This is a genomic window from Paraburkholderia tropica (assembly GCF_900109265.1).
GTDB classification, from domain to species: Bacteria; Pseudomonadota; Gammaproteobacteria; order Burkholderiales; family Burkholderiaceae; genus Paraburkholderia; species Paraburkholderia tropica.
In genome coordinates this window covers 1-22,062 of the sequence record NZ_FNZM01000012.1, presented here as the reverse complement: position 1 = coordinate 22,062, position 22,062 = coordinate 1, and the positions used below count along the sequence as shown (strand labels likewise).

Below are 22,062 nucleotides of genomic sequence, written 5' to 3'. Positions count from 1 at the left end.
GGACTGGCGGCGAAAATTGAGGCCTTTATTTGAGGCCTTATACTACGCGCTCGAACCGTCGGCCCCGCGCCGTTTTGACCCTTTCCACCCCTCCAGCCTGTGTGCTAACGCTATGGCCGTCCCTCCGCCATCCGTCGAATCCGCGACTGCCCCCGCTGCCTCCAAAAGCGGCGGCGCACGCGTGCGCGGCATGGACGATGGCGCGTTGCCGCCTGCTCATGAAGCCCTTCATGAAGTCGCCCGCGAGGCCCCGCTCGACGCCTTGATGCGCGTGATCGCGCGCCACTTCAACGTGGCTTCCGCCTGCGTGCTGCCGGGCCACATGCGTGACGACGCGCACGCGGGAGCGTGGCTGGGCGAGGGCGTCGATGCACCGTTGCGCGACGCGCTGCTCGAACTGCAGCGCGCCGAACGCCTGGGCGGCGCGCAAACGGGCGCGTTCGCGAGCGAACCGATCGTCGTCAGCGACGTGGCGGGCGATCCGGCCTGGCAGGCCTGTCTGAATCGCGCGAGCGCGCTGCCATTTCGCTTCGTCGCCGCCTGGCCGCTGGCGGGCGCGAACGGCGACTCGCCCGGCACGCTCTACCTGATCGATCACGCGCCGCGCGAGCTGAACGCCGCCGAGCGCGCGAGCCTCGACGATTTCGCGCGCGTGATCGCCACGCTCGCGGTGCAGGCGCCGCCGGCGCACGACGAAGTCGAAGCGTTGCGTGCGCGCGAGCGTCTGCTGGCGCTGGCGATCGCGGGCAGCGGCACGGGCATCTGGGATCGCGACGTCGTCACGGGCGAGATCCGCTATTCCACCGGCTGGAAAGCGATGCTCGGCTACGAGGACGACGAAGTGACGAGCCGCGTAGAAGACAGCCTCCTGCGCCTGCATCCCGACGACCGCGATTACGTGAAAGCGACCATGCAGGCGCACTTCGAAGGCCGCACCGCGCACTACGAAGTCGAGCACCGCATCCGCTGTAAAGACGGCAGCTACAAGTGGATCTGCAGCCGCGGCAAGGTGACGGCGCGCGACGCGGACGGGCGCGCGCTGCGCATGATCGGCACCACGACCGATATCACCTCGATGCGCGAAATGGCCGAGCGTCTGCGCGAGTCGGTGAATCTCGTCACCAATCTGACGAATGAAGTGCCGGGCCTCGTGTTCCAGTGCCATCAGGCGCGCGACGGCCATGTGTCGTTTCCGTATGCGAGTGCGGGGATCGCGGAGATTTACGAACTGACGCCCGCGCAGGTCGCGGCCGACGCGAGCGGCATCGAGGCGCTCGTGCATCCCGAGGATCTGGATGCGTATCGCGCGTCGTTCGCGGCGTCGGCGGCCGTGCTCGCGCCGTGGCACCTCGAATATCGCGTGTGTCTGCCGCAGCAGGGCTTGCGCTGGCGTCAGGGCGATGCGAAGCCGCGCCGTCTCGCCGATGGCGCGACCGTGTGGCACGGCTTTATCACCGACGTCACCGAGCGCAAGCGCATCGAAGCCGAGTTGCAGGAGTTCGCGACCACCGACGGCCTCACGCGGCTCGCGAACCGGCGTCATTTCATGGCGCGCGTGGAAGCGAAGCTCGCGCTGCTGCGCCGCGTGGCGAGCGCGGCCGGCGTGACGGGCATGGTCGGCATGAAGGGACTCGGCGGCATCGGCAACGTGGCGGCGGTCATGATGTGCGACCTCGATCATTTCAAGTCGATCAACGACCGCTTCGGCCACGCGGTCGGCGACGACGCGCTGCGCCACTTCGCCGAAATCCTGCGCACGCATCTGCGCGCGGGCGACGTGGCGGGCCGCATCGGCGGCGAGGAGTTCGCCATTCTGCTCGACGGCGCCGACGTGGAAGGCGCGTGCCGCGTGGCGCGCCGCATTCAGGACCGCATCGCCGTCGACCCGCTGCTCAGCGTCGCCGGGCCGGTCACGCTCGCCGTGAGCATCGGCATCACGCAGATGAGCGCCGACGACAGCGCCGCCGAAGCCGCGCTCTCGCGCAGCGACGTGGCGCTCTATCGCGCCAAGAAGGGCGGCCGCAACCGCATCGAGTGCGCCTGAGCGCGCGGTTTTCGGGCATCGCCGTGAACATGCGCGTCTCCCGGCTGCGGAGCAGTGTGCGCTCCTCATTCTGTCCCTTGGTGTAACGTTCCGGCAAGGCTCACGCCATTTCGCGCGCGCGTCGCGACGGAGAAACCTGTGCCGTTTCAGTCACCCCGTTCTTCCGATGCACCCGGCATGCTCGCGCGGCTCGCGAACCTGGCCGCGCGCGGGCTGGTGATCGCGCTCGCCGCCGGCGTGCCGCTCGTGCTCTGCGTGCTGCTGACGCGCTACGAAGCCGTGCGCATCGGGCGCAGCGAGGCCGCGCTGGCCTCGAACTTCGTCGTCAATCAGGTGATGGCGATCGTCGAGCAGGCGCGCGACGCCGCGCGCTCGGTCGCGCCGCATGCGGGCGCGCCGTGCGAGACGCTGTCGCGCGAACTCTCGCTCGCCGCCGCGACGCAGCCCTATGTGCGCACGCTCAATATTCTCGACAGCGATCACGTCGCCTGCTCGTCGGCGACCGGCAATCAGTCGATCGCGGTCGAGACCTTCCTCAACGGCAACGTGCGCACGCCGCGCGGCGACTGGCTGATGATCGTCCCGGGCACGCCGCTTGTCGCGAACCGGCCCGCGCTGCTGGTGGCCGTGCGCGCCATCGGCGGCCGCAACGTGGTCGCGGCGGTGGACTCGCAGTATCTGCTCGATCTGCTGCACGCTGCCGCGCCGCATAACGAGTTCCGGCAGGCGACGCTGCGCGTGGGCACCGGGCCCGCGCTGCACGAAATTCCCGCTGGCGGCGACCCCGCGCGCGACGAGGCGGGCGGCGACAGCCCGATGGAATCCGCGCCGCTGCTCGCCGACGTGCGCCGCACGCTCGACGGCAGCGTGATCGAACTGCGTCTGCAAGGCTTGCCCGAACGGCTGAACGCCACATGGCGTGTGCTGTTGTTTCGCTATCTGCCGTGGACGGCGCTGCTCGCCGCGCTGCTGGTCTGGCTCGTGTATCGCGTGCAGCAAAGCCGCCGGTCGCGCCGCGAGCAACTGCTGCGCGCGATCCGCGCGGGCGAATTTCATGTCGAATATCAGCCGCTGTTCGGCGTGGCGAGCGGGCGCTGCGAGGGCGCGGAAGCGCTGCTGCGCTGGGTGCGGCCCGGCATCGGCACGGTGCGTCCGGACGAGTTCATTCAGGCTGCCGAAGAAGAGCACGTGATCGTGCCGCTCACGCAGCATCTGCTCACGCTGATTGCCCAGGACGTCATGAAATGGGCGACGTTGCCGGGTTTTCACCTCGGCATCAACTTCGCGCCCGAACATCTGTCGAGCGAGGCGCTGCTGCCCGACGTGCGCAACTTCACGCGCAGCATTGGCGGACGCGGCATCGAGGTGGTGCTGGAAATCACCGAACGTTCGCTGGTGCGCAATACCGACGTGGCGCAGCGCAATCTCGTGGCGCTGCGCCGCGACGGCGTGCGCGTGGCCATCGACGACTTCGGAACGGGCTTTTGCTCACTCTCGTATCTGGAGAAATTTCCGTTCGATATCCTGAAGATCGATCGCGGCTTCGTGCTGACCATCGATGCGCAGGAGCGCAGCGCCGTGGTGCTCGACAGCATCATCGGTCTCGCGCACAGTCTCGATGCGAAACTCGTGGCGGAAGGCGTGGCTTCGCAGGCGCAATTCGATTATCTGTGCGCGCGCGGCACGAACTGGATTCAGGGCTTCTTCTACGCGAAGCCGATGCCCGCCGACGATTTCGGGCGCTGGTATCGCGGGCCGGGCATGGCGCCGTTTCCCGCCCCGGTTGTGGCGGCAGCGCGCGAAGCAACGTAATCCGGCGACCTCAGCGGCTTTCGATCGATGCAAAAAAACGGGCGGCCCTGATCGGCCGCCCGTTTGTCTTCAAGCCTCAGCGCAAGAATCAGTGCGGCGAAGTCCAGCCCTTGTAGCTGCCGACGTTGTCGCGCGTGATGAGCGCGGGCGTCATCTGGATCATCGGATTGGCGGGCTTCTTGCCGTTCATGATGTCGTAGCCGACCTGCACGGCGGTTTGCGCCATTTTCCACGGGTCCTGGCTCGCGGACGCCTGCACGAGCGTGTCGCCCTTGAGCGCGGCTTCGATGTCGGGCGCGCCGTCCACCGAGGTGATCACGATATTGCTGCGGTGCAGTTGCTTGGCGGCCAGGTCGCTGCCGATCGCCTGCGGATCGTTGATGGTGAATACGCCGTCGAGCTTCGGAAAGCGCGTGAGGTAGCCCTGCATCGTGTTCATGCCGCCTTCGCGCGAGCCTTTGCCGTCCTGATCGTCGGAGAGAATCTTGATGCCCGGCGACTTCGCGAGCACCTGCTTGCAGCCGTTCACGCGGTCGATCACCGCCGAGACCTGCGGGCCGTTTTCGATAATGACGTTGCCCTTGCCGTTGATCTTCTTCGCGAGGTATTCGCAGGAGATCGCGCCGGCCTTCACGTTGTCGGTCTGCACGGTGGCGTCGGCGCCCGCGGCGCTCACGTCCACGGCCAGCACCACGATGCCGGCCGCGCGCGCCTTGCGCACGGCGGGCTCGATGGCTTTCGGATCGGAGGCGTTCAGCAGGATCATGTCGACATGCGCCGAGATGAAGTTGTCGATCTGCGTGAACTGCTTGTTCAGATCGTAGTCGGCGGACACGGCCGTGACCTTCGCGTTCGGATTGATCTGTTTGGCCTTCGCTTCCGCGCCTTGCACGATGGTCACGAAGTACGGATTGCCCAGCGAACCCACGGTGATGCCGATCGACTTCAACTGCTTGTCGGCGGCGTGCGCGCCCTGCAGGGCGCAGCCCAGGGCGAGGGCGGCAACGGTGCGAACGGCGACGGCAACGGCGGTTTTCTTTTTCAGCATGATGTCTCCTGAGGGTGCCTTCGAGTTATGTCGTGTGTCGTGTTGGTGTGATGTATCAACGTGCTGTGTCAATGTGATGCGTGCTGCAAGGGAAAGCGAGGAATCAGGTGCGGGCCGAACCGCGCTGGCGATAGCGGTCGAGCGCCACGGCGCCGACGATCACGAGGCCCTTGATGATGTATTGCCAGATGTCCGAGACGCCGAGCAGCACGAGGCCGTTCGACAGCACCGCGATGATGAGCGCGCCGATCAGCGTGCCGACGATCGAGCCCACGCCGCCCACGAAGCTCGTGCCGCCGAGAATCACCGCGGCGATGGCGTCGAGTTCGTACGACTGGCCGAGTTGCAGGCCGTTGGCAGCGTAGAGGCGCGCCGCCGACATCACCGCGCCGAGCCCGGCGAGCAGGCCCGAGGCCGCGTAGACGAACATCTCGATCGCCCACACCTTGATGCCCGAGAGACGCGCCGCTTCCGGGTTGCCGCCCACCGAATAGATATGCAGGCCGAGCACCGTGCGGCGCAGCACGAACCACGACGCGGCCACCACGACGAGCGCGATGATCACGAGCCAGGGCACGCCGAACACCGTGCCGTTGCCGATGAAGGCGAACGAGAGCTGCGGATTGAAGATGGTGGTGTCGTGGCCCATCAGACGCGCCACGCCGCGCACGGCCGTGAGCGAGCCGAGCGTGACGATGAAGGGCGGCAGGCGCAGCAGCGAAATCAGCGCGCCGTTGATGAGACCGAAGCCGAGACCCACGCCGAGCGCGGCCGGAATACCCAGCCAGCCCCAGCCGACGATGGTCGAGCCGAGCATCGCGGCCACGGCGGACGCGGCCAGAATCGAGCCCACCGAAAGATCGATGCCGCCCGTGAGAATCACGAAGGTCATGCCGGCCGCGAGCACGATGTTGATCGACGCCTGCTGCGTGACGATCGACAGATTTTCGAGCGAGAAAAAGCCGTCGGTGAGCAGGCCGAAGCCGATGCACAGCAGCACCAGCACGGGCAGCATGCCCGCCGTGCGCATGATCGACTTCATGCGCGCGCGATGGCCGTCGACGGTCTGGCCGCGCGTGGATTGCGCGCCCTGGGCAGGCGTGGCCTCGGCCGCATGGCGGGGAAGAATGCTTTTCATGATGTCGTGCTCCTCAATATCTCTTTTGACGGGGCGATGCGCGTCGGGCGCGGCGCTTACGCGGCTTCGTCCAGCGCGCCCTGCGAGCCGGTGGCGAGTTCGATGATGGCTTCCTGGCCGATGGGTCTGCCGGTGTAGCCGCCCAGTTCTCCGGCGAACAGGCCTTCGCGCATGACGAGCACGCGATCGGCCACGCCGATGATTTCGGGCAGCTCGCTCGAAATCACGATGATGCCCACGCCGGTTTTGGCGAGGTCGTTGATGATGCGGTAGATCTCCGACTTCGCGCCGATGTCCACGCCGCGCGTCGGTTCATCGAGGATCAGCACGCGCGGTTTCGTTTCGAGCAGACGTGACAGCAGCACCTTCTGCTGATTGCCGCCCGAGAGCGCGCCCACGTTCACGCGCGGGCTCGGCACGCGTATCGTCAGCGCGCGGATCGACTCCTTCGCGCGCGCCGAGCCGCGCGCGAGATCGAGCACGCCGAAGCGCGCGTCGCGGCCCGCCACGGACACGTTGATGTTGTCGCGCACGCTCATGTCGAGAAAGAGGCCTTGATGCTTGCGGTCTTCGGTCAGATAGACGAGGCCCGCGTTGATCGCGTCGCGCGGCGTGTGGACGTGCAGCGTTTTGCCGTCGATCGAGATCTCGCCGCGCACGCGCGGTTCCGCGCCGAAGATCAGGCGCGCGAGTTCCGTGCGGCCCGCGCCCACGAGCCCCGCAATGCCGAGCACTTCGCCCGCATGCAGATCGAGGCTGCAACCGCGCACGCGCTTGTCGTCGGCGACGTCGCGCACGGTGAGCACGACCTTGCCCGGATCGTAGGGCGCGTGCGCCTTTTTGTAGAAGCCCGAAATATCGCGGCCCACCATCATGCTGACGAGGCTTTCGGCGCTCAGCGCGTCGCGCATCAGCGTGCCGACGTAGCTGCCGTCGCGGAGCACCGAAACACGATCGGACAGCTCGTAGATTTCGGCCATGCGATGGCTGATGTAGATGATCGCGAGACCGTCTTCGCGCAGTTGCAGGATCAGCTTGAAGAGGCGTTCGGTTTCGCGCGAGGAGAGCGGCGTGGTGGGCTCGTCCATCACGATGATGCGCGCTTCGGTATGCACGGCGCGCGCGATTTCCACGAGCTGGCGTTCGGCGATCGAGAGCGAGCCGACCAGCGTGGTCGGGCCGAAGGTGGCGCCGAGGCGTTGCAGCACGTCTTCGCAGCCGCGCTCCATCGCCGCGCGATCGACCATGCCGAAGCGCGAGTTGCCGCGCCGCAATTCGCGGCCCGCGTAGATATTTTCGGCCACCGACAGATTCGGCGCGAGGCTCAGTTCCTGATAGATCACGGCCACGCCGAGTTCGCGCGCGGCGAGCGGCCCGTCGATCGTCACCGGCTTGCCTTCGATGAGAATCTCGCCGCCGGGATCGGCCTGATACGCGCCCGAGAGAATCTTCATGAGCGTGGACTTGCCCGCGCCGTTCTCGCCCATCAGCGAATGCACTTCGCCGGGCCAGACCGAGAGGCGCACGTTGTCGAGCGCGCGCACACCGGGAAAGGTCTTGCTGATGCCCCGCATTTCCAGCAGCGGCGGCGTCGTCTCAGAGCTCGACATGGCTCTCCTCCTGCGCTTGTACGTTGGTTTGTGCGCCGGCGCCCATCAGGATGCCCGCACGCGGCGAAAAGTTGAAGAACATCGGCAGCGTGGCCGCGCCGAGCGCGCCCGCGTCGGGGCCGAAGGTGCCGCGCACCAGCGCGGGCGTGCCGCGCGCCTCGGGGGCGGTGGCGGCCACGGCCACGCGCAGGCGCTGCATGAGCGTGTCGATGAGGCCCGCGTCCACGTCGGCGTCGAGCACCACGGCGGGCACGTCGAGCACGCAGAGCGCGGCGCGCAGCGCGGGCGCGAGCGCGTCGATGCAATCGTCGAGCCATTCCTCGACCGCCGGATGCCGGCGCGCGATGCAGGCTTCGAGATCGGCGCGGCTGTCGACGGTCTCGCCGCAATATTGCAGATGGCGGCGCAGCGCGATCAGCGACGCGCGCGAGAGCAGGATGTCCCATTTGCCGTCGGGCTTGTGCGCCGAAGGCAGGTTGCCGGGCGGCACCGGCATCACCGCGAAATCGCCCGCGTTGCCGGTCAGGCCGCGCACGCAATCGCCGTCGATGGCGACGCCGCCGCCGATCGCCGGGCCGAGAAACAGATAGAGGAAATCGTCGCGCTGACGTCCGCAACCGTAGAAGATTTCGGCGATGGCGGCGGCGTTGCCGTCGTTTTCGCTGAACACGGGCAGGCCGGTCGCACGGCCCAGTTCAGCGGCGAAATCGACGTCGCTCCAGACGCTGAAGGTATCGGCGGGCAGGCCCAGTTCGCGCAGCCAGCTGCCGAGGTTGTACGGCTGCGCCACGCCGATGCCCGCGAGGCGGCGGCGCTCGTCCTTGTCGAGCAGTCCCGACAGTTCGCCGATGTCGCGCTGCACGATTTCCTGCGCGAGCGCGGGTTGCGGCAGCAGCATGTCATGCGAGCGGCGGCCGATCATCCGGCCCGCGAAATCGACGAGCACGGTTTCGATGTTGGTCCGGTCCAGACGCACGCCGATGGCGAATGCGCCGCGCGGCGACAGGCGCAGCAGCGAGGCGGGCTGGCCGCGTCCGCCGTCGAGGCGACGGCCGCTCATTTCGATCAGACCATTGTCGATCAGCGACGTGATGATGCTGCCCACCGCCGTGCTGGTGAGGTTCGCGAGGCGCGCGAGGTCGGCCTTCGACGCCTCGCCGGCGCGCCGCAGCGCTTGCAGCAGCAGACGCTCGTTGAAGCGGCGGACATTGGCCGAATTGCTGCCTTGACCGACATGCGGACTTCTCACGCGTCTCCTCCGTAGCTCTCGATGCGTGTCGACCGGACGGTGTGCGGCGTTCGTCGGCGACTAAATAAATCAAGTTGATTTATTTAATGCCGGATTTTGCCCCGTGTCAGCCTGGGGAAATCCCGGCGCGGGGTGGGCATGGGGCTTGTCATGGGCTCGGCGCAACGCCGACGCAGGCCGGCGGCGGTTCGCGTGCGCCTGGTCGAAACCGATTATCCGTCCGCTGTCATCTTCGTGCGCCGGGCGCGTTGCGATGCAGGGTGATTGAAAAGAAAGGGAGACGATCGCATGCGCCGGTTTTCATGCGCGACCAGCGACGCGATGAATAAAGGATGCCCCGCACATCGACCGATTGAGCCGGACGCGATTCCGCGCTAGATTGCGTCGTTGCCGCGAAATCGACGTTGCAGCGAACGCGTCGTCGTCGAAATAAATCCGCCAGGGAAACGCCTATGCACAAGCACATCTTCGTCAATCTGGGCGTGCGCGACTTGAAGCGCTCGATGGACTTTTTCGCTCAGGTCGGCTTTACGTTCGAGCCGAAATTCACCAACGAGCAGGCCGCCTGCATGGTCATTGGCGAAAACATCTTCGCCATGCTGCTGACGCCCGACTTCATGCGCGGCTTCACCGACAAACCGCTCGTCGACGCGCGCGAGCAGACCGAAGTGCTGGTCTGTGTCTCATGCGAGTCGCGCGAGGAGGTCAATGCGCTCACGGAGAAAGCGCTCGCGGCGGGCGGCACGTCGAAGCGTCCGCCCACGGACTACGGCGACGCGATGTACGGCCGCAGCTTCGAAGACCTCGACGGCCACATCTGGGAGTTGATGTGGATGTCGCCCGAGATGGTGGAGAAGGGCGCGCACGGCGCGTGACCGGCGGCGGATAAAGCGCGCCGCAGGCGGGTTCAGACCAGCTCGACCCGCTTGATTTCCTTCACGATCACGAGGTAGCTGATCACGGTGATCACGGCGTTCACGCCGACGAAGGCCAGCGCGCCGTCGAACGAGCCGGTTTTCGCCACGAGGTAGCCGATCACGATCGGCGTGACGATGCCGGCCACGTTGCCGAACATGTTGAAGATCGAGCCCGAGAGGCCGATGGCTTCCTTCGGCGCGGTATCGGCGACCACGGCCCAGCCGAGCGCGCCGATGCCCTTGCCGAAAAACGCGAGCGACATCAGCAGCACCACGAGCCAGTCGCTCTGCACATAATTGCAGCCGACGATGCACGCCGACAGCGCCATGCCGCCCACGATCGGCGCCTTGCGCGCCAGCGTGAGCGAACAGCCCGCGCGAATCAGCGAGTCGGAAATCACGCCGCCCAGCACCCCGCCGAGAAAGCCGCAGACCGCCGGCAGCGACGCCACGAGGCCCGCTTGCAGGATCGTCATGCCGCGCGCCTGCACGAGGTAGATCGGGAACCACGTCAGGAAAAAGTAGGTGATGACGTTGATGCAGTACTGCGCGAGATACACGCCCAGCAGCATGCGGTTCGACAGCAACTGACGCATGATGCGCCAGCCGTTGCCCGCCGCCGGCGTCTGCCCCGCTTGACCGGCTTGACCGGCTTGACCGGCTTGACCGGCATGACCCGCAGCGCGCGACTTGCGCAGATGGCCGTTCACGAGGCCGCCGCCTTGTTCGATGTACTCCAGCTCCTGCGGATTCACGCCCGGATGGTTCGCCGGATTCTTCATGACCTTGAGCCAGACGAAGGCGAGCAGCAGCCCGGCCACGCCCATCATCAGATAGACGTGGTGCCAGCCATAGGCGTGCGTGACCCACGCCATCAGCGGCGTGAAGACGACGGCCGCGAAATACTGCGCCGAATTGAAGATTGCCGACGCCGTGCCGCGTTCCTGGGTGGGGAACCAGCTCGCCACCACTTTCGCGTTGGCCGGGAACGCGGGCGCTTCCGCCGCGCCCATCACGAAACGCAGCGCGAACAGCGCCGCGACGGCCGCCGCCGTACTGCCGAGCACGCCGATCGCGCTTTGCAGCAGCGTGAACAGCGACCACAGGAAGATGCTGGTGGCGTAGACGCGGCGCGCGCCGAAGCGGTCGAGAATCCAGCCCGCGGGCAGTTGCGAGAGCACGTAGGCCCAGCTGAACGCCGAGAAGATGTAGCCCATGCGGATGGCGTCGAAGCCGAACTCCGCGCGCATCGCCGAACCGGTGACCGAGAGCGTCGCGCGATCCGCGTAGTTGAGGGTGGTGATGACGAAGATCAGCGCAAGGATGACGTAGCGGACTTTCGTGCGGCTCGCGGCATCGGCTGCGCTGGCGGCCGGGTTGGCGGTACGGCTCAACGGCATGGGTTCACCTTGGTTCGTGCGCGGGGGAACGGGCGAGCGTCTCCGCGTAATGTCTCCGAGCGGCGCGAGTTGTCAGACATCGAGCCGACTTGTCAGAAGGCATCCTACAATGTCTTACGGCGGCGGAGCAATCGTCTCGGCGCATGTTTCGGCTGAATTCAGGGTAAACGTGGTATTGAGCGGGGCGCGCGCTTGTGGAATTGTTCGCCAAGTTGTTCGACAACATGACGGGCGCCGCGGTGATGATGTTAACAGTGGCGCCCCCGACTACAACAGCCCGGGGAGGCGAATTTGAACAGGAAGAAAATGGCGCAGGCAGTGATGGGCGCGGTGCTGGGCGTCGCGGGCGCGGTGGCGGCGCACGCGGCGACCTTTGTTTATGTGTCGAATGCGGATAGCCAGAACATCTCGGTGTTTCGCGTCGACGAAAGCGCGGGCACGCTCGCCGCCGTCGAGACGGTGCCGGTCGGCGGCACGGTCATGCCGATGACGCTGTCGCCCGATCATCGCCGTCTGTACGCCGGTCTGCGCTCGCAGCCGTATCGCGTGGTGAGCTTCGCGATCAATCCGCTCGACGGGCGGCTCGCCGAACTCGGCCGCGCGCCGCTCGCCGAAAGCATGGCCTATCTCTCGACCGACGCGACCGGCCGCTATCTGCTGTCGGCCTCGTATGGCGGCAACCAGCTTGCGGTGAACCGCATCGGCGAGAACGGCGTGGCGGGCGAGGTGCAGCAGACGATCAAGACCGGGCCGATGGCGCACGCGATCCGCACGTCGGCGGACAACCGTTACGCGTTTGCGTCCGTGCTCGGTTCCGACGCGTGGCTGCGCCTGCGTTTCGACGCCACGACCGGTCAATTGACCGAGGACGCCGCGCCCGCGTATGCGCTGCCCGAGAAGTCGGGGCCGCGCCATTTCGTGTTTTCGTCGGACAGCCGCTTCGTCTATCTGATCGACGAACTCGACGGCAAACTGCACGTGCTCGCGTTCGACCGCGCGCACGATACGGTCAAGCCGATCCAGACCGTCTCGATCCTGCCCGCCGATTTTCATGGCGACAAGCCGTGGGGCGCGGATCTGCACCTGACGCCCGACGGGCAATTTCTCTACACGTCGGAGCGCACGTCGAGCACGCTGGGCGCCTATCGCGTCGATCGCGCGACCGGCAAGCTCGCGCGCATCGGCACCTATGCCACGCAGAAGCAGCCGCGCGGCTTCAATATCGATCCGTCGGGGCGCTGGCTGTTCGCGGTCGGCCAGTTGTCGACGCAGATGAGCGTGTATCGCATCGATGCGAAAACGGGCGCGCTCGAAGAAACGGGGCAGGTGCCCGTGGGCAAGGGCGCGAACTGGGTGGAAGTGGTGCGTTACACCGGGTCGAACGAGTAACGCCGGTTCGGCACGGCGCGTCCGCGTGGGTTCTCACGCACGCGGACGCGCGGGTTCGCCTTTAACGCAGCGAACAGTTGAGCCAGTGATGGATGCGCTCGCCGTCGAGACGCGAGCCATCGGCGCTCGCGCTGCCGAGCATCGTGACGATCACCGGGCGGCGGCCGTGCACCATCATGCGCATGACCATGTTGTGGCCCGACTCGTTGATGAAGCCGGTTTTCTGCAAGCTCGCCTGCACGCGGTTGTAGCGCACGAGGCGGTTGCTGTTCACATATTGAAGCTGCCCGCGTCCCGTGGGCACGCGTTCCTGATGATCGGTGGAATAGCGGCGGATCAGCGGATAGCCGTTGGCCGCGCGCACGAGCCGCGCGAGTTCGCGCGCCGTCGAGACGTTCTGCGGCGAGAGTCCCGTGGCGTTGACGAAGTGCGTGTGCGGCATGCCGAGGCTCGCGGCCTTCGCGTTCATTGCGTCGACGAAGGCGGGCTGGCCGCCCGGATAGTCGCGCGACAGCGCCGACGCCGCGCGGTTCTCCGACGACATCAGCGCGATATGCAGCATGTTCGCGCGCGTGAGGCTCGACCCGACGGTAAGTCGCGAATGCGTGAACTTGAGCGTGTCGAGATCGGCGTCGGTCACGTCGATGCGGCGCGCGAGCGGCGCGTGATTCTGGTCGAGCCAGACCACGGCCGTCATCAGCTTCGACACCGAGGCGATGGGCACGACGGCGTCGGCGTTACGCGCGAACAGCGGCGTGTGCGTCTGTTCGTCGACGATGAACACCGAGCGCGAGAAAAGCCGCTTGCGTGAAGCCGGCGTGTAGCCGCAGCGCGCGAGCAGATGCGGACCCTCGGTGGCCGATGCGGTGGTCGACACGCTCGTTTGCGGCGCGACGTACGGAATGATTGTCGGCGCGAAATTCGGCGACTCGGCTTGCGCGGTCGTGACGGGCGGTTTCGCGTGGTGACGTTTGGCCGGCGCTTTCACGTGGGCTTTCGGATGCGCCTTAACGTGCGGCTTCGCGTGCACCTTCGCATGCGGCTTGACGTGCGACTTGCTTTGCGCGATCGAACGGTGAGCGGCATGCCCGTGCGGCAACGGCTTCGTTTTCGCGCGCTTTCCGCGGCGCTTCGCATCAGGCGTTTTCGCCGCGGCGAGCGCGGGCACGGTGCGCTGCGCCGAACGCGGCTTGCGGGTGATTTTCTTCTTCTTGGCGGCCGCGTGGACATGCGGATCGGCGCGATGCCGAGGCGTCGTTGCGGCGAAACTCGCCGTGGCCGTCAGGCCGGCGAGCAGGAGGGCGGAAACGAGGAGCGGAAGTCGAGAAAGGGAAATCACCGGCAGAAGAAGTTGAGGCGGGTAGTTCGAAAGAGGGCGAAGAGGCGCGATGAAGCACCGGGAAACGGCTGGATAGCAGCAGCGCGATGCGAGGCGTATCGCCGCGCGCGAGACTCAATGGTACAGGTAGAACACCTCGCCGCGCGCATTCTTGCTGTTTTTCCGGCGAAATCGCTGCAAATGGGCGCATGATGCGCCGGAAAATGCGTGATCGGTCACGTTGTTCGCACGCATGTTACCGGTCTCAGGGTTATCGCGAATGGCTGCGTTCGCGCACCGATTTGTATGATGGGCCAGGACATGCCGATGCTCCCGCTCATGCGCTGCGGCTGCGCAGTCGTCGCTGCCGCGTCGAGCGTGACGGGCCACGCAGCCTCATGAACGCCCACACTCCCGCCCCCGCTTCCTTGCCCGTGCATTCGCCCAGCCATTGCGTCGAGGACTTCACTGGCGTCGCCAATCTCGCTAGCATGCTGGATTGCGCCCGCATCCGTTACCGGAGTGTCTAGATGCCTCGCTTCGCCGCGAATCTCACGATGATGTACAACGAGCACGCGTTTCTCGACCGCTTCGCCGCCGCCGCGCACGATGGGTTCGATGCCGTGGAATATCTGTTTCCGTACGACCATCCCGCCGCCGAAGTGAAGGCGCGGCTCGAAGAAAACGGCCTCGCGCAGGCGCTTTTCAACGCGCCGCCCGGCGACTGGGCCGCAGGCGAACGCGGTCTCGCCGCGCTGCCTGGCCGCGAGGACGAATTCCGCCGCGGTATCGACAAGGCGCTCGATTACGCGCGCGTGCTCGGCAATCGCAAGCTGCATGTGATGGCGGGCATCGTCGCTTCCGAAGACACGCGTGCGCAGCAGCGCGAGCTGTATCTGAAGCATCTCGACTACGCGGCGCAGGCCGCGCGCGGCGAAGGCATCACGATTCTGATCGAGCCGATCAACACGCGCGACATGCCGGGCTATCTGCTCAATCGTCAGGACGACGCGCACGCGATCTGTGCCGAAATCGGCGCGGCCAATCTGCAGGTGCAGTTCGATTGCTATCACTGCCAGATCACGGAGGGCGACCTCGCGGTCAAGCTCAAGCGCGATATCGCGCGGATCGGGCATATTCAGGTGGCGGGCGTGCCCGAGCGGCACGAGCCCGATAGCGGGGAAATCAATTATCCGTGGCTCTTTTCGCTCATCGACGAACTGGGCTATACCGGCTGGATCGGTTGCGAGTACTGGCCGCGCGCGAAAGCGTCGGACGGGCTCGGCTGGATCCGGCCTTATATGAAACCGCGATGAAACCGCGATGAAACACGGTGAAAGTGCGATGAAGGCGCGCGCCTGAGGCAGTCGTTCGTGCGTGCGCGGTACGCGGTGCATTCCATCAGGCTTGAACGGAGCGTTCGACTATGAAAGTGCTGATTACCGGCGGTGCAGGATTTCTCGGCCAACGACTCGCAGGCGAACTGCTTGCGCGCGAGTCGTTGAAGATTGGCGGCGTGCAGCAGCGCATCGACGAAATCGTGCTGCTCGACGTGACGCGCGCAGAAGGCCCCGACGATCCGCGCGTGCGCATCGAGGAAGGCGATATTGCGGAGCGCGCCGTGCTGGACCGCGTGATCGACGGCGAGACGGCCGTGATCTTCCACCTCGCCGCGATTCTGAGCGCGGAGGCCGAGGCGGCGTTCGAGCTCGGCATGCGCATCAATTTCGACGCCACGCGCGAATTGCTCGAAGTGTGCCGCGCGCGCGGCCATGCGCCGCGCCTCGTGTTCACGAGTTCGGTGGCGGTCTATGGCGGCGACATTCCCGAAGAGGTGCAGGACGATACCGCGCTCAATCCGCAGTCGTCGTACGGCACGCAGAAAGCGATGGCCGAACTGCTGCTGAGCGATTATTCGCGGCGCGGTTTCGTCGACGGGCGCGTGCTGCGTCTGCCCACGGTCAGCGTGCGGCCGGGCAAGCCGAACGGCGCGGCGTCGTCGTTTGCGAGCGGCATCATTCGCGAGCCGCTCAATCGCGAGATCAGCGTGGTGCCGGTGAGCGGCGCGACGCGCGTGTGGCTGCTGTCGCCGCGTATCGCGATCGAAAACATCGTGGTGGGCGCGGAAATCGACGCGGCGGCGCTCGGTCATACGCGTGTGGTGAATCTGCCGGGCGTGTGCGTGACCGTCGACGAAATGGTCGAAACGCTGAGCCAGTTCGCCGGGCCGAAGGCTGTGGCCCGTATCGAATGGGCGCCGGACGAGACGATCGAGCGCATCGTCAGCAGCTGGCCGTCGAGCTGGAACGTGCGCCACGCCAAAAAGCTGGGCTTCAGCGGCGAGACCACGTTCCGCGCGATCGTGCAGACTTATCTGGAAGACGAGTTGCACATACTGCCCAAACGCGATCACGGGCATCACTAGACGCGCAACGCGATCGAAAGCGCGCGATCAGTCAGGATGACGAATGAACAAGAACGAGTATGAAATCCATGATGCGCGCTTTCGCTGGCTGATTCAGGCGAACGCACCGTTGCAGAAGATCGCGGGCGATTGTCTCTGGAACGAGGGGCCGGTGTATTTTCCGGCCGCCGATCAGCTGCTCTGGAGCGACATTCCGAACAATCGCATGATGCGCTGGGCGCCCGGTGCGGGTGTCGGCGTGTTTCGCGCCAACGCGAATTTCAGCAACGGCAATACGCGCGACAACGAAGGCCGCCTCGTGACCTGCGAGCACGGACGGCGCTGTATTTCGCGCACCGAACACGACGGCAGCGTGGTGGTGCTCGCGTCGCATTATCAGGGCCGCCGTTTCAACTCGCCGAATGACGTGATCGTCGATTCGCGCGGCACGATCTGGTTCAGCGACCCCGACTACGGAATCATGAGCGATTACGAGGGCTTTCGCGCGGAAGGCGAAATCGGCGGCTGTCACGTCTATGCGCTCGAAACCGGCGCGAGCGAGGCGCGGCGTGTGACCGACGATTTCGTCAAGCCCAACGGGCTCGCGTTTTCACCGGACGAATCGCTGCTCTATATCGCCGATTCGGGCGCCTCGCACGTGGAGGGCGGCCCGCGCCATATCCGCGTATTCGATGTGCGCGACGGCGCGTTGTCGAATTCGCGCGTGTTCGTTTCGATTCAGAACGGCGTGCCCGATGGCTTTCGCGTCGACGAGCAGGGCAATGTCTGGACCAGTGCCGAGGACGGCGTGCATTGCTATTCGCCGCAAGGCGAATTGCTCGGCAAGATCCTGCTGCCGGAAGTGGTGTCGAACCTCACGTTCGGCGGGCTCAATCGCAACCGGCTTTTTGTGACGGCGACGTCGTCGGTGTACGCGCTGTTCATGGGCGTGCGCGGCGCGGCGCGCTGAACCTGGCGCGCACGCCTGTAGATCGTGCGTGCCTGCGATCAGGCTGTCGTGGAGATCAGGCCGCCCGTGCTCTGGCCGCTCGCGAGCATCAACTGAACCAGTTCGGCTTGCGCCGTCTGGATCGCGGCTTCGAGCTGGTTGGCCGCGCTGAGCGTCGCATCCTGGCCCGATTTGGCGGAGCCGCCGGTGCTCGTGGATTGCGATGCGCCGGTCGTGCTGTTGTTCGAATCGGCATTCGCGTTGTTGTTCGCATCGCTGGCGTTGGTCGTACTGCTCGTCGCCTGCGCCGAACCGCCATTCTTCGGCAACGAGGCGAGCTGCGATTCGAGCGCCTTGATCAGCGCCTTGAGCTGATCGATGGCCGTCGTGGTGCTGCTTGAACTCGACGATGACGAACCGCCGCCACCGCCGCCTCCACCTCCGCCGCCGCTTTTCGAAGTCGAAGTCGTCGACGTCGTGCTCGACGTGCTGCTCGACGATGATGTGTCGCTCGAAGCGTTCGACGAAGTGGCGCTGTTATTGCCGTTCGACGTATTCGACGTATTCGACGTGTTCGCGCTGGCGCCGCTGGCGGTCGTGGCGATGGCCGAGGTGGCGGAACTGGTGGGCTGAATCTGCATGGAGGCGTGTCCTCGACGTTGAGCGGTGCGGCGAAGCGGTCCGGGCATCGTCCGCAAAACGCGCAGATGAAGCCCCTGTTTGGGATAACGGCAGCGCACGGCCGATTCTTTAGGGGGAGTCGCCCTGGCTCGCCTTACACGGCCTGACGCTGCCCGCCCGTTCAGCGTCGCCCGACGCCCGCCGAATCGCGGCAAACCTGCCGCAATCAGGGCGCAAGCACGGCGCAAACGCATCGCCAACAGGTAAAATCGATTCCGCGCGCCGCCGCGTGCGCATTCACCGTTCGAACGCTCCGAAACGATTCCGCTCCGGCGCCGCCGCCAGATCGACCAGGCATGCAATTACCCGGCTCCACCGTCCCGATCTCACTCGTCCTGGGTTTTCTCGCCGCCGCCCGCGCGCGGCCGGACGTGGTCGAGCGCTATCTGCAGCAGGCCGGCATTCCGGAGGAATTGCTCGACGAACCCGGCGCGCGCGTGACCGAGGAGCAGTTTTCGACGCTCTATCGCATGCTCGCAATCGAACTCGACGATGAAATGCCCGGCATTTTCAGCCGCCCGTTTCGCAGCGGCACGCTCAAGTTCCTCTGCCTGAGCCTGCTCGACGCGCGCAATCTGGAAACGGCGCTGCACCGCTTCGGCCAGTTCTTCCATATCGTGCTCGACGATTTCCGCGTCGAGTCGCGCCGCAGCGAACTCGTCGCGCAGGTCGAACTGCGTCCGCATCCTGCGTTCGGACCGATTGGCCCGCTCGGCCAGGAACTGATGCTCAAGCTCGCGCATGGCGTGTCGTCCTGGCTCATCGGCCAGAAAATCCCGCTGCTGCAAGTGGAACTCGCATGTGCGCGCCAACCGCACGCCGCCGATCATCGCTACTTCTTTTCGGGGCCGGTGCGCTTCGGTTGCGAAGCGCCGCTGCTGCGTTTCAGCGCGGCGTATCTCGACATGCCGATTCGTCAGAGCAAGCGCAATCTGCGTCAATTTCTCGCGCGCTCGCCGGGCGACTGGATCTTTGAATCGTTCAGCGAGCAACTGGTCAGCCATCAGGTGCGTCAGTATCTCGCCAGCACGCTGCCGGATCTGCCGACGATCGAGGCGGCGTCCGAGCATCTGCATTGCTCGGTGCGGACCTTGTGCCGCCGCCTCGCCGCCGAAGACACCGCGTTTCAGGCGCTCAAGGACGAATTGCGGCGCGATATCGCAATCCAGCGTCTGACCGACACGCAGGACACCATTGCGGCCATCGGCGCCGATATCGGTTTCGACGACCCGAGCGCGTTCCATCGCGCGTTTCGCCACTGGACCGGCAGCACGCCGGGCACCTATCGCGGGCGCGCCTGAGCCCCGATTTCACACGAATATTGCTTCGGGTTGACCCTGGGTGCCTTGCCGCGCATGGTGCGCTGCGTCACGCCGTGGCCAGATTTGTCACTAGATGGGCCGGATCGGACAGTCCCCGCCCGCGCCTTTGAGGCTACGATTTGATGAACATGACCGGCCGCGCCGGGCATTGCGCCCAGCCGTCACGGTCTTTCTCATTCAACGTGTGATCGAAAGGTTTGCCATGAGCTTTAACGCCCCCGTCAAGGACATGCTGTTCGTGCTGAAAGAGCTCGCCGGCATCGACACTATCGCCGAACTGCCGGGCTACGAAGAGGCCGGTTTCGACACTGCGCAGGCCGTGCTCGAAGAGGCCGCGAAGCTGTGCGCGGAAGTGCTCGCGCCGCTGAATGTCGAAGGCGACCGCAATCCCAGCAGCTGGCACGACGGCGAAGTGACCGCCACGCCCGGTTTCAAGGATGCGTTCCGCCAGTTTGCCGAGGGCGGTTGGCAAGGTTTGCAACATCCGTCCGAATACGGCGGCCAGGGCTTGCCCAAGCTGATCGGCACGCCGTGCAACGAAATGCTCAACGCGGCGAACCTGTCGTTCGCGCTGTGCCCGCTGCTGACCGACGGCGCGATCGAAGCGCTGCTTACGGCGGGCAGCGAGGACCAGAAGCAGCGCTATGTGCCGAAGCTCATCTCGGGCGAGTGGACCGGCACGATGAACCTCACCGAGCCGCAGGCGGGATCCGACCTCGCGCTGGTGCGCTCGCGCGCCGAGCCGCAGTCGGACGGCTCGTACAAGGTCTTCGGCACGAAGATCTTCATCACGTGGGGCGAGCACGACATGGCCGAGAACCTCATGCATCTCGTGCTGGCGCGCGTGCCGAACGCGCCCGAGGGCGTGAAGGGTATTTCGCTGTTCATCGTGCCGAAGTTCCTCGTCAATGAAGACGGTTCGCTCGGCGCGCGCAACGACGTGCACTGCGTGTCGATCGAGCACAAGCTGGGCATCAAGGCGAGCCCCACGGCGGTGCTGCAATACGGCGACAACGGCGGCGCGACCGGCTATCTGGTCGGCGAGGAAAATCGCGGCCTCGAATACATGTTCGTGATGATGAATGCGGCGCGCTTCGGCGTGGGCACGCAGGGCATCGCGATTGCCGAGCGCGCGTATCAGCAGGCGCTCGCGTATGCGAAGGACCGCGTGCAGAGCCGCCCCGTCGACGGTTCGGCGAAAGAATCCGTCACGATCATTCATCACCCGGACGTGCGCCGCATGCTGGCCACGATGCGCTCGCTCACCGAAGGCGCACGCTCGCTCGCGTACGTGGCGGCGGCGCATTGCGACATCGCCCATCGTCACGCCGACGAAGCGGTGCGCGCGCGTCACCAGGCCATTTACGAATTCCTCGTGCCGATCGTGAAGGGCTGGAGCACCGAAATGGCCAACGACGTCACGAGTCTCGGCGTGCAGGTGCATGGCGGTATGGGCTTCATCGAAGAGACGGGCGCGGCGCAGCATTATCGCGACGCGCGTATTCTCGCGATTTACGAAGGCACCACGGCGATCCAGGCGAACGACCTGATCGGTCGCAAGACGACGCGCGACGGCGGTGCGGTGGCGAAGGCGCTGCTCGACGAGGTCGCGCAGACGGTGGAAGCGCTCGGCAGTGCAAGCGGCGCGGCGGCGGTTTCGATGCGCGCGCAACTTCAGCAGGGTGCGAACGCGCTCGCGCAGGTGGTGGATTTCGTGGTACAGAATGTGAAGCGCGATCCGAACGCCGTGTTCGTGGGCAGCGTGCCGTATCTGAAACTCGCGGGCATCGTGTTGTGCGGCTGGCAACTCGCGCGCGGGCTGCTCGCGGCGCAACGCAAGCATGACGAAGACCCCGCGTTTTACGGTGCGAAGATCGCGATGGCGCACTTCTATGCCGAGCACGTGCTTTCGCAGGCGGGCGGTCTCGCCACGGCGATTGTGGGCGCGCAAGGCGGCGAAGGCGTGCTCGCGCTCGCCGAGGATCAGTTCTGAAACCGGTCGTCGCAAGCGGATGTAATGCGGGCATGATGAAAAAAGAAAACACACGAGACACAGCATGAATGCGAATGAACTGGTCGCCCAATACGGCCCACGCGAGTCGATGGAATACGACGTCGTGGTCGTCGGCGGCGGCCCGGCCGGGCTGTCCGCGGCCATCCGCCTGAAGCAGCTCGCAGCGGAAAAAGGCGTCGAAATCGGCGTATGCGTCCTGGAAAAAGGCTCGGAAATCGGGGCGCATATCCTCTCGGGCGCGGTCATGGATCCGCGCGCAATCGACGAACTCTTTCCCGACTGGAAAGCGCAAGGCGCGCCGCTGAACGTGCCCGTGACCGAGGACAAGTTCCTTTTTCTTTCCGAAACCGGGGCTAAGGCTGTGCCGAACTGGGCGCTGCCGGACAACTTCAAGAATCACGGCAATTACGTCATCAGCCTCGCGAACGTGACGCGCTGGCTGGGTCAGCAGGCCGAGGCGCTGGGCGTCGAGATTTTCCCGGGTTTCCCGGCCGCCGAAGTGCTCTATAACGAGGACGGTTCGGTCAAGGGCGTCGCGACGGGCAACATGGGCATCGGCAAGGATGGCGAGCCCACCGAGAATTTCCAGCTCGGCATGGAACTGCACGCGAAATACACGCTGTTTTGCGAAGGCGCGCGCGGGCATCTGGGCCGTCAACTGAACGAGAAACTCAAGCTGGGCAAGGACGCCGATCCGCAGGTCTACGGCATCGGCATCAAGGAACTGTGGGAAATCGATCCCGCGAAGCATCAGCCGGGTCTCGTGA

The 22,062-nt window shown here is 65.7% G+C and carries 18 protein-coding genes; 11 read left to right on the top strand and 7 right to left on the bottom strand.

Annotation, left to right across the window (positions count from 1 at the left end):
* Positions 1 to 190 precede the first annotated feature (190 nt).
* Entirely contained in the window at positions 191 to 2,044 is a 1,854-nt protein-coding gene (locus BMY06_RS20615) for a sensor domain-containing diguanylate cyclase (RefSeq protein ID WP_074984890.1), read from the top strand.
* A 138-nt stretch (positions 2,045 to 2,182) separates the two neighbouring features.
* A complete protein-coding gene (locus BMY06_RS20610) occupies positions 2,183 to 3,856 on the top strand; it encodes an EAL domain-containing protein (RefSeq protein WP_124263336.1) in 1,674 nt (557 codons plus the stop codon).
* Between the two features lie 88 nt (positions 3,857 to 3,944).
* On the opposite strand, the gene BMY06_RS20605 is transcribed toward BMY06_RS20610, so the two are convergent.
* From BMY06_RS20605 to BMY06_RS20590, 4 genes are all read right to left on the bottom strand, one after another.
* Positions 3,945 to 4,904: an ABC transporter substrate-binding protein gene (locus BMY06_RS20605; RefSeq protein ID WP_065063543.1), complete on the bottom strand. Its 960-nt coding sequence runs from the start codon at positions 4,902 to 4,904 to the stop codon at positions 3,945 to 3,947.
* Between the two features lie 103 nt (positions 4,905 to 5,007).
* Positions 5,008 to 6,042, bottom strand: a complete 1,035-nt coding sequence (locus BMY06_RS20600) for an ABC transporter permease subunit (protein ID WP_065063545.1) — start codon at positions 6,040 to 6,042, stop codon at positions 5,008 to 5,010.
* A 56-nt stretch (positions 6,043 to 6,098) separates the two neighbouring features.
* Positions 6,099 to 7,652, bottom strand: a complete 1,554-nt coding sequence (locus tag BMY06_RS20595) for a sugar ABC transporter ATP-binding protein (RefSeq protein ID WP_065063547.1) — start codon at positions 7,650 to 7,652, stop codon at positions 6,099 to 6,101.
* A complete protein-coding gene (locus BMY06_RS20590) occupies positions 7,639 to 8,901 on the bottom strand; it encodes an ROK family transcriptional regulator (RefSeq protein WP_065063549.1) in 1,263 nt (420 codons plus the stop codon). Before BMY06_RS20590 ends, BMY06_RS20595 begins: the two co-directional genes overlap by 14 nt.
* Positions 8,902 to 9,353: 452 nt before the next feature.
* Here BMY06_RS20590 and BMY06_RS20585 point away from each other — a divergent pair, with 452 nt between their 5' ends.
* Positions 9,354 to 9,776 (top strand): VOC family protein, encoded by a 423-nt coding sequence (locus BMY06_RS20585; RefSeq protein WP_065063551.1) that lies wholly within the window; start codon positions 9,354 to 9,356, stop codon positions 9,774 to 9,776.
* A gap of 32 nt (positions 9,777 to 9,808) precedes the next feature.
* Here the strand turns inward: BMY06_RS20585 and BMY06_RS20580 are convergent, their stop codons facing one another.
* Positions 9,809 to 11,218, bottom strand: a complete 1,410-nt coding sequence (locus BMY06_RS20580; protein WP_074984886.1) for an MFS transporter — start codon at positions 11,216 to 11,218, stop codon at positions 9,809 to 9,811.
* A gap of 306 nt (positions 11,219 to 11,524) precedes the next feature.
* Here BMY06_RS20580 and BMY06_RS20575 point away from each other — a divergent pair, with 306 nt between their 5' ends.
* Positions 11,525 to 12,607 carry a lactonase family protein gene (locus tag BMY06_RS20575; RefSeq protein ID WP_074984884.1) on the top strand — a complete coding sequence of 361 codons (1,083 nt, stop codon included), beginning with the start codon at positions 11,525 to 11,527 and terminating at the stop codon, positions 12,605 to 12,607.
* A 61-nt stretch (positions 12,608 to 12,668) separates the two neighbouring features.
* Here the strand turns inward: BMY06_RS20575 and BMY06_RS20570 are convergent, their stop codons facing one another.
* Positions 12,669 to 13,946, bottom strand: coding sequence for a serine hydrolase (locus BMY06_RS20570; RefSeq protein WP_244144315.1), 1,278 nt, complete (start codon positions 13,944 to 13,946; stop codon positions 12,669 to 12,671).
* Between the two features lie 509 nt (positions 13,947 to 14,455).
* Between BMY06_RS20570 and otnI the strand changes: the two genes are divergently transcribed.
* The 3 genes from otnI (at position 14,456) to BMY06_RS20555 (ending at position 17,299) form a co-directional block, all read left to right on the top strand.
* Entirely contained in the window at positions 14,456 to 15,241 is a 786-nt protein-coding gene (gene otnI, locus BMY06_RS20565) for a 2-oxo-tetronate isomerase (RefSeq protein WP_074984882.1), read from the top strand.
* A gap of 110 nt (positions 15,242 to 15,351) precedes the next feature.
* Entirely contained in the window at positions 15,352 to 16,350 is a 999-nt protein-coding gene (gene denD / locus BMY06_RS20560; RefSeq protein ID WP_074984881.1) for a D-erythronate dehydrogenase, read from the top strand.
* A gap of 43 nt (positions 16,351 to 16,393) precedes the next feature.
* Positions 16,394 to 17,299, top strand: coding sequence for an SMP-30/gluconolactonase/LRE family protein (locus BMY06_RS20555; RefSeq protein WP_074984879.1), 906 nt, complete (start codon positions 16,394 to 16,396; stop codon positions 17,297 to 17,299).
* A gap of 38 nt (positions 17,300 to 17,337) precedes the next feature.
* On the opposite strand, the gene BMY06_RS20550 is transcribed toward BMY06_RS20555, so the two are convergent.
* On the bottom strand, positions 17,338 to 17,607 hold the full coding sequence (locus BMY06_RS20550) for a hypothetical protein (RefSeq protein ID WP_074984877.1): 270 nt from the start codon (positions 17,605 to 17,607) through the stop codon (positions 17,338 to 17,340).
* 49 nt (positions 17,608 to 17,656) lie between these two features.
* Between BMY06_RS20550 and BMY06_RS20545 the strand changes: the two genes are divergently transcribed.
* The 4 genes from BMY06_RS20545 to BMY06_RS20530 form a co-directional block, all read left to right on the top strand.
* A complete protein-coding gene (locus BMY06_RS20545) occupies positions 17,657 to 17,911 on the top strand; it encodes a hypothetical protein (protein ID WP_074984875.1) in 255 nt (84 codons plus the stop codon).
* 344 nt (positions 17,912 to 18,255) lie between these two features.
* A complete protein-coding gene (locus BMY06_RS20540) occupies positions 18,256 to 19,260 on the top strand; it encodes an AraC family transcriptional regulator (protein WP_065063566.1) in 1,005 nt (334 codons plus the stop codon).
* A gap of 223 nt (positions 19,261 to 19,483) precedes the next feature.
* A complete protein-coding gene (locus tag BMY06_RS20535; RefSeq protein WP_074984873.1) occupies positions 19,484 to 21,274 on the top strand; it encodes an acyl-CoA dehydrogenase in 1,791 nt (596 codons plus the stop codon).
* Positions 21,275 to 21,338: 64 nt separating this feature from the next.
* On the top strand, positions 21,339 to 22,062 hold a 724-nt coding region (locus tag BMY06_RS20530; protein ID WP_143064429.1), incomplete at its 3' end, for an NAD(P)/FAD-dependent oxidoreductase.

Excerpts from the sequence above, each read along its gene's own strand:
- BMY06_RS20605 (WP_065063543.1), bottom strand. The coding sequence starts at position 4,904 with ATGCTGAAAAAGAAAACCGCCGTTGCCGTCGCCGTTCGCACCGTTGCC.
- BMY06_RS20575 (WP_074984884.1), top strand. The coding sequence starts at position 11,525 with ATGGCGCAGGCAGTGATGGGCGCGGTGCTGGGCGTCGCGGGCGCGGTG.
- BMY06_RS20580 (WP_074984886.1), bottom strand. The coding sequence starts at position 11,218 with ATGCCGTTGAGCCGTACCGCCAACCCGGCCGCCAGCGCAGCCGATGCC.
- BMY06_RS20540 (WP_065063566.1), top strand. The coding sequence starts at position 18,256 with ATGCAATTACCCGGCTCCACCGTCCCGATCTCACTCGTCCTGGGTTTT.
- BMY06_RS20595 (WP_065063547.1), bottom strand. The coding sequence starts at position 7,652 with ATGTCGAGCTCTGAGACGACGCCGCCGCTGCTGGAAATGCGGGGCATC.
- BMY06_RS20555 (WP_074984879.1), top strand. The coding sequence starts at position 16,394 with ATGAACAAGAACGAGTATGAAATCCATGATGCGCGCTTTCGCTGGCTG.
- BMY06_RS20600 (WP_065063545.1), bottom strand. The coding sequence starts at position 6,042 with ATGAAAAGCATTCTTCCCCGCCATGCGGCCGAGGCCACGCCTGCCCAG.
- denD (WP_074984881.1), top strand. The coding sequence starts at position 15,352 with ATGAAAGTGCTGATTACCGGCGGTGCAGGATTTCTCGGCCAACGACTC.
- BMY06_RS20585 (WP_065063551.1), top strand. The coding sequence starts at position 9,354 with ATGCACAAGCACATCTTCGTCAATCTGGGCGTGCGCGACTTGAAGCGC.
- BMY06_RS20545 (WP_074984875.1), top strand. The coding sequence starts at position 17,657 with ATGGCCGTCGTGGTGCTGCTTGAACTCGACGATGACGAACCGCCGCCA.
- otnI (WP_074984882.1), top strand. The coding sequence starts at position 14,456 with ATGCCTCGCTTCGCCGCGAATCTCACGATGATGTACAACGAGCACGCG.
- BMY06_RS20615 (WP_074984890.1), top strand. The coding sequence starts at position 191 with ATGGACGATGGCGCGTTGCCGCCTGCTCATGAAGCCCTTCATGAAGTC.
- BMY06_RS20535 (WP_074984873.1), top strand. The coding sequence starts at position 19,484 with ATGAGCTTTAACGCCCCCGTCAAGGACATGCTGTTCGTGCTGAAAGAG.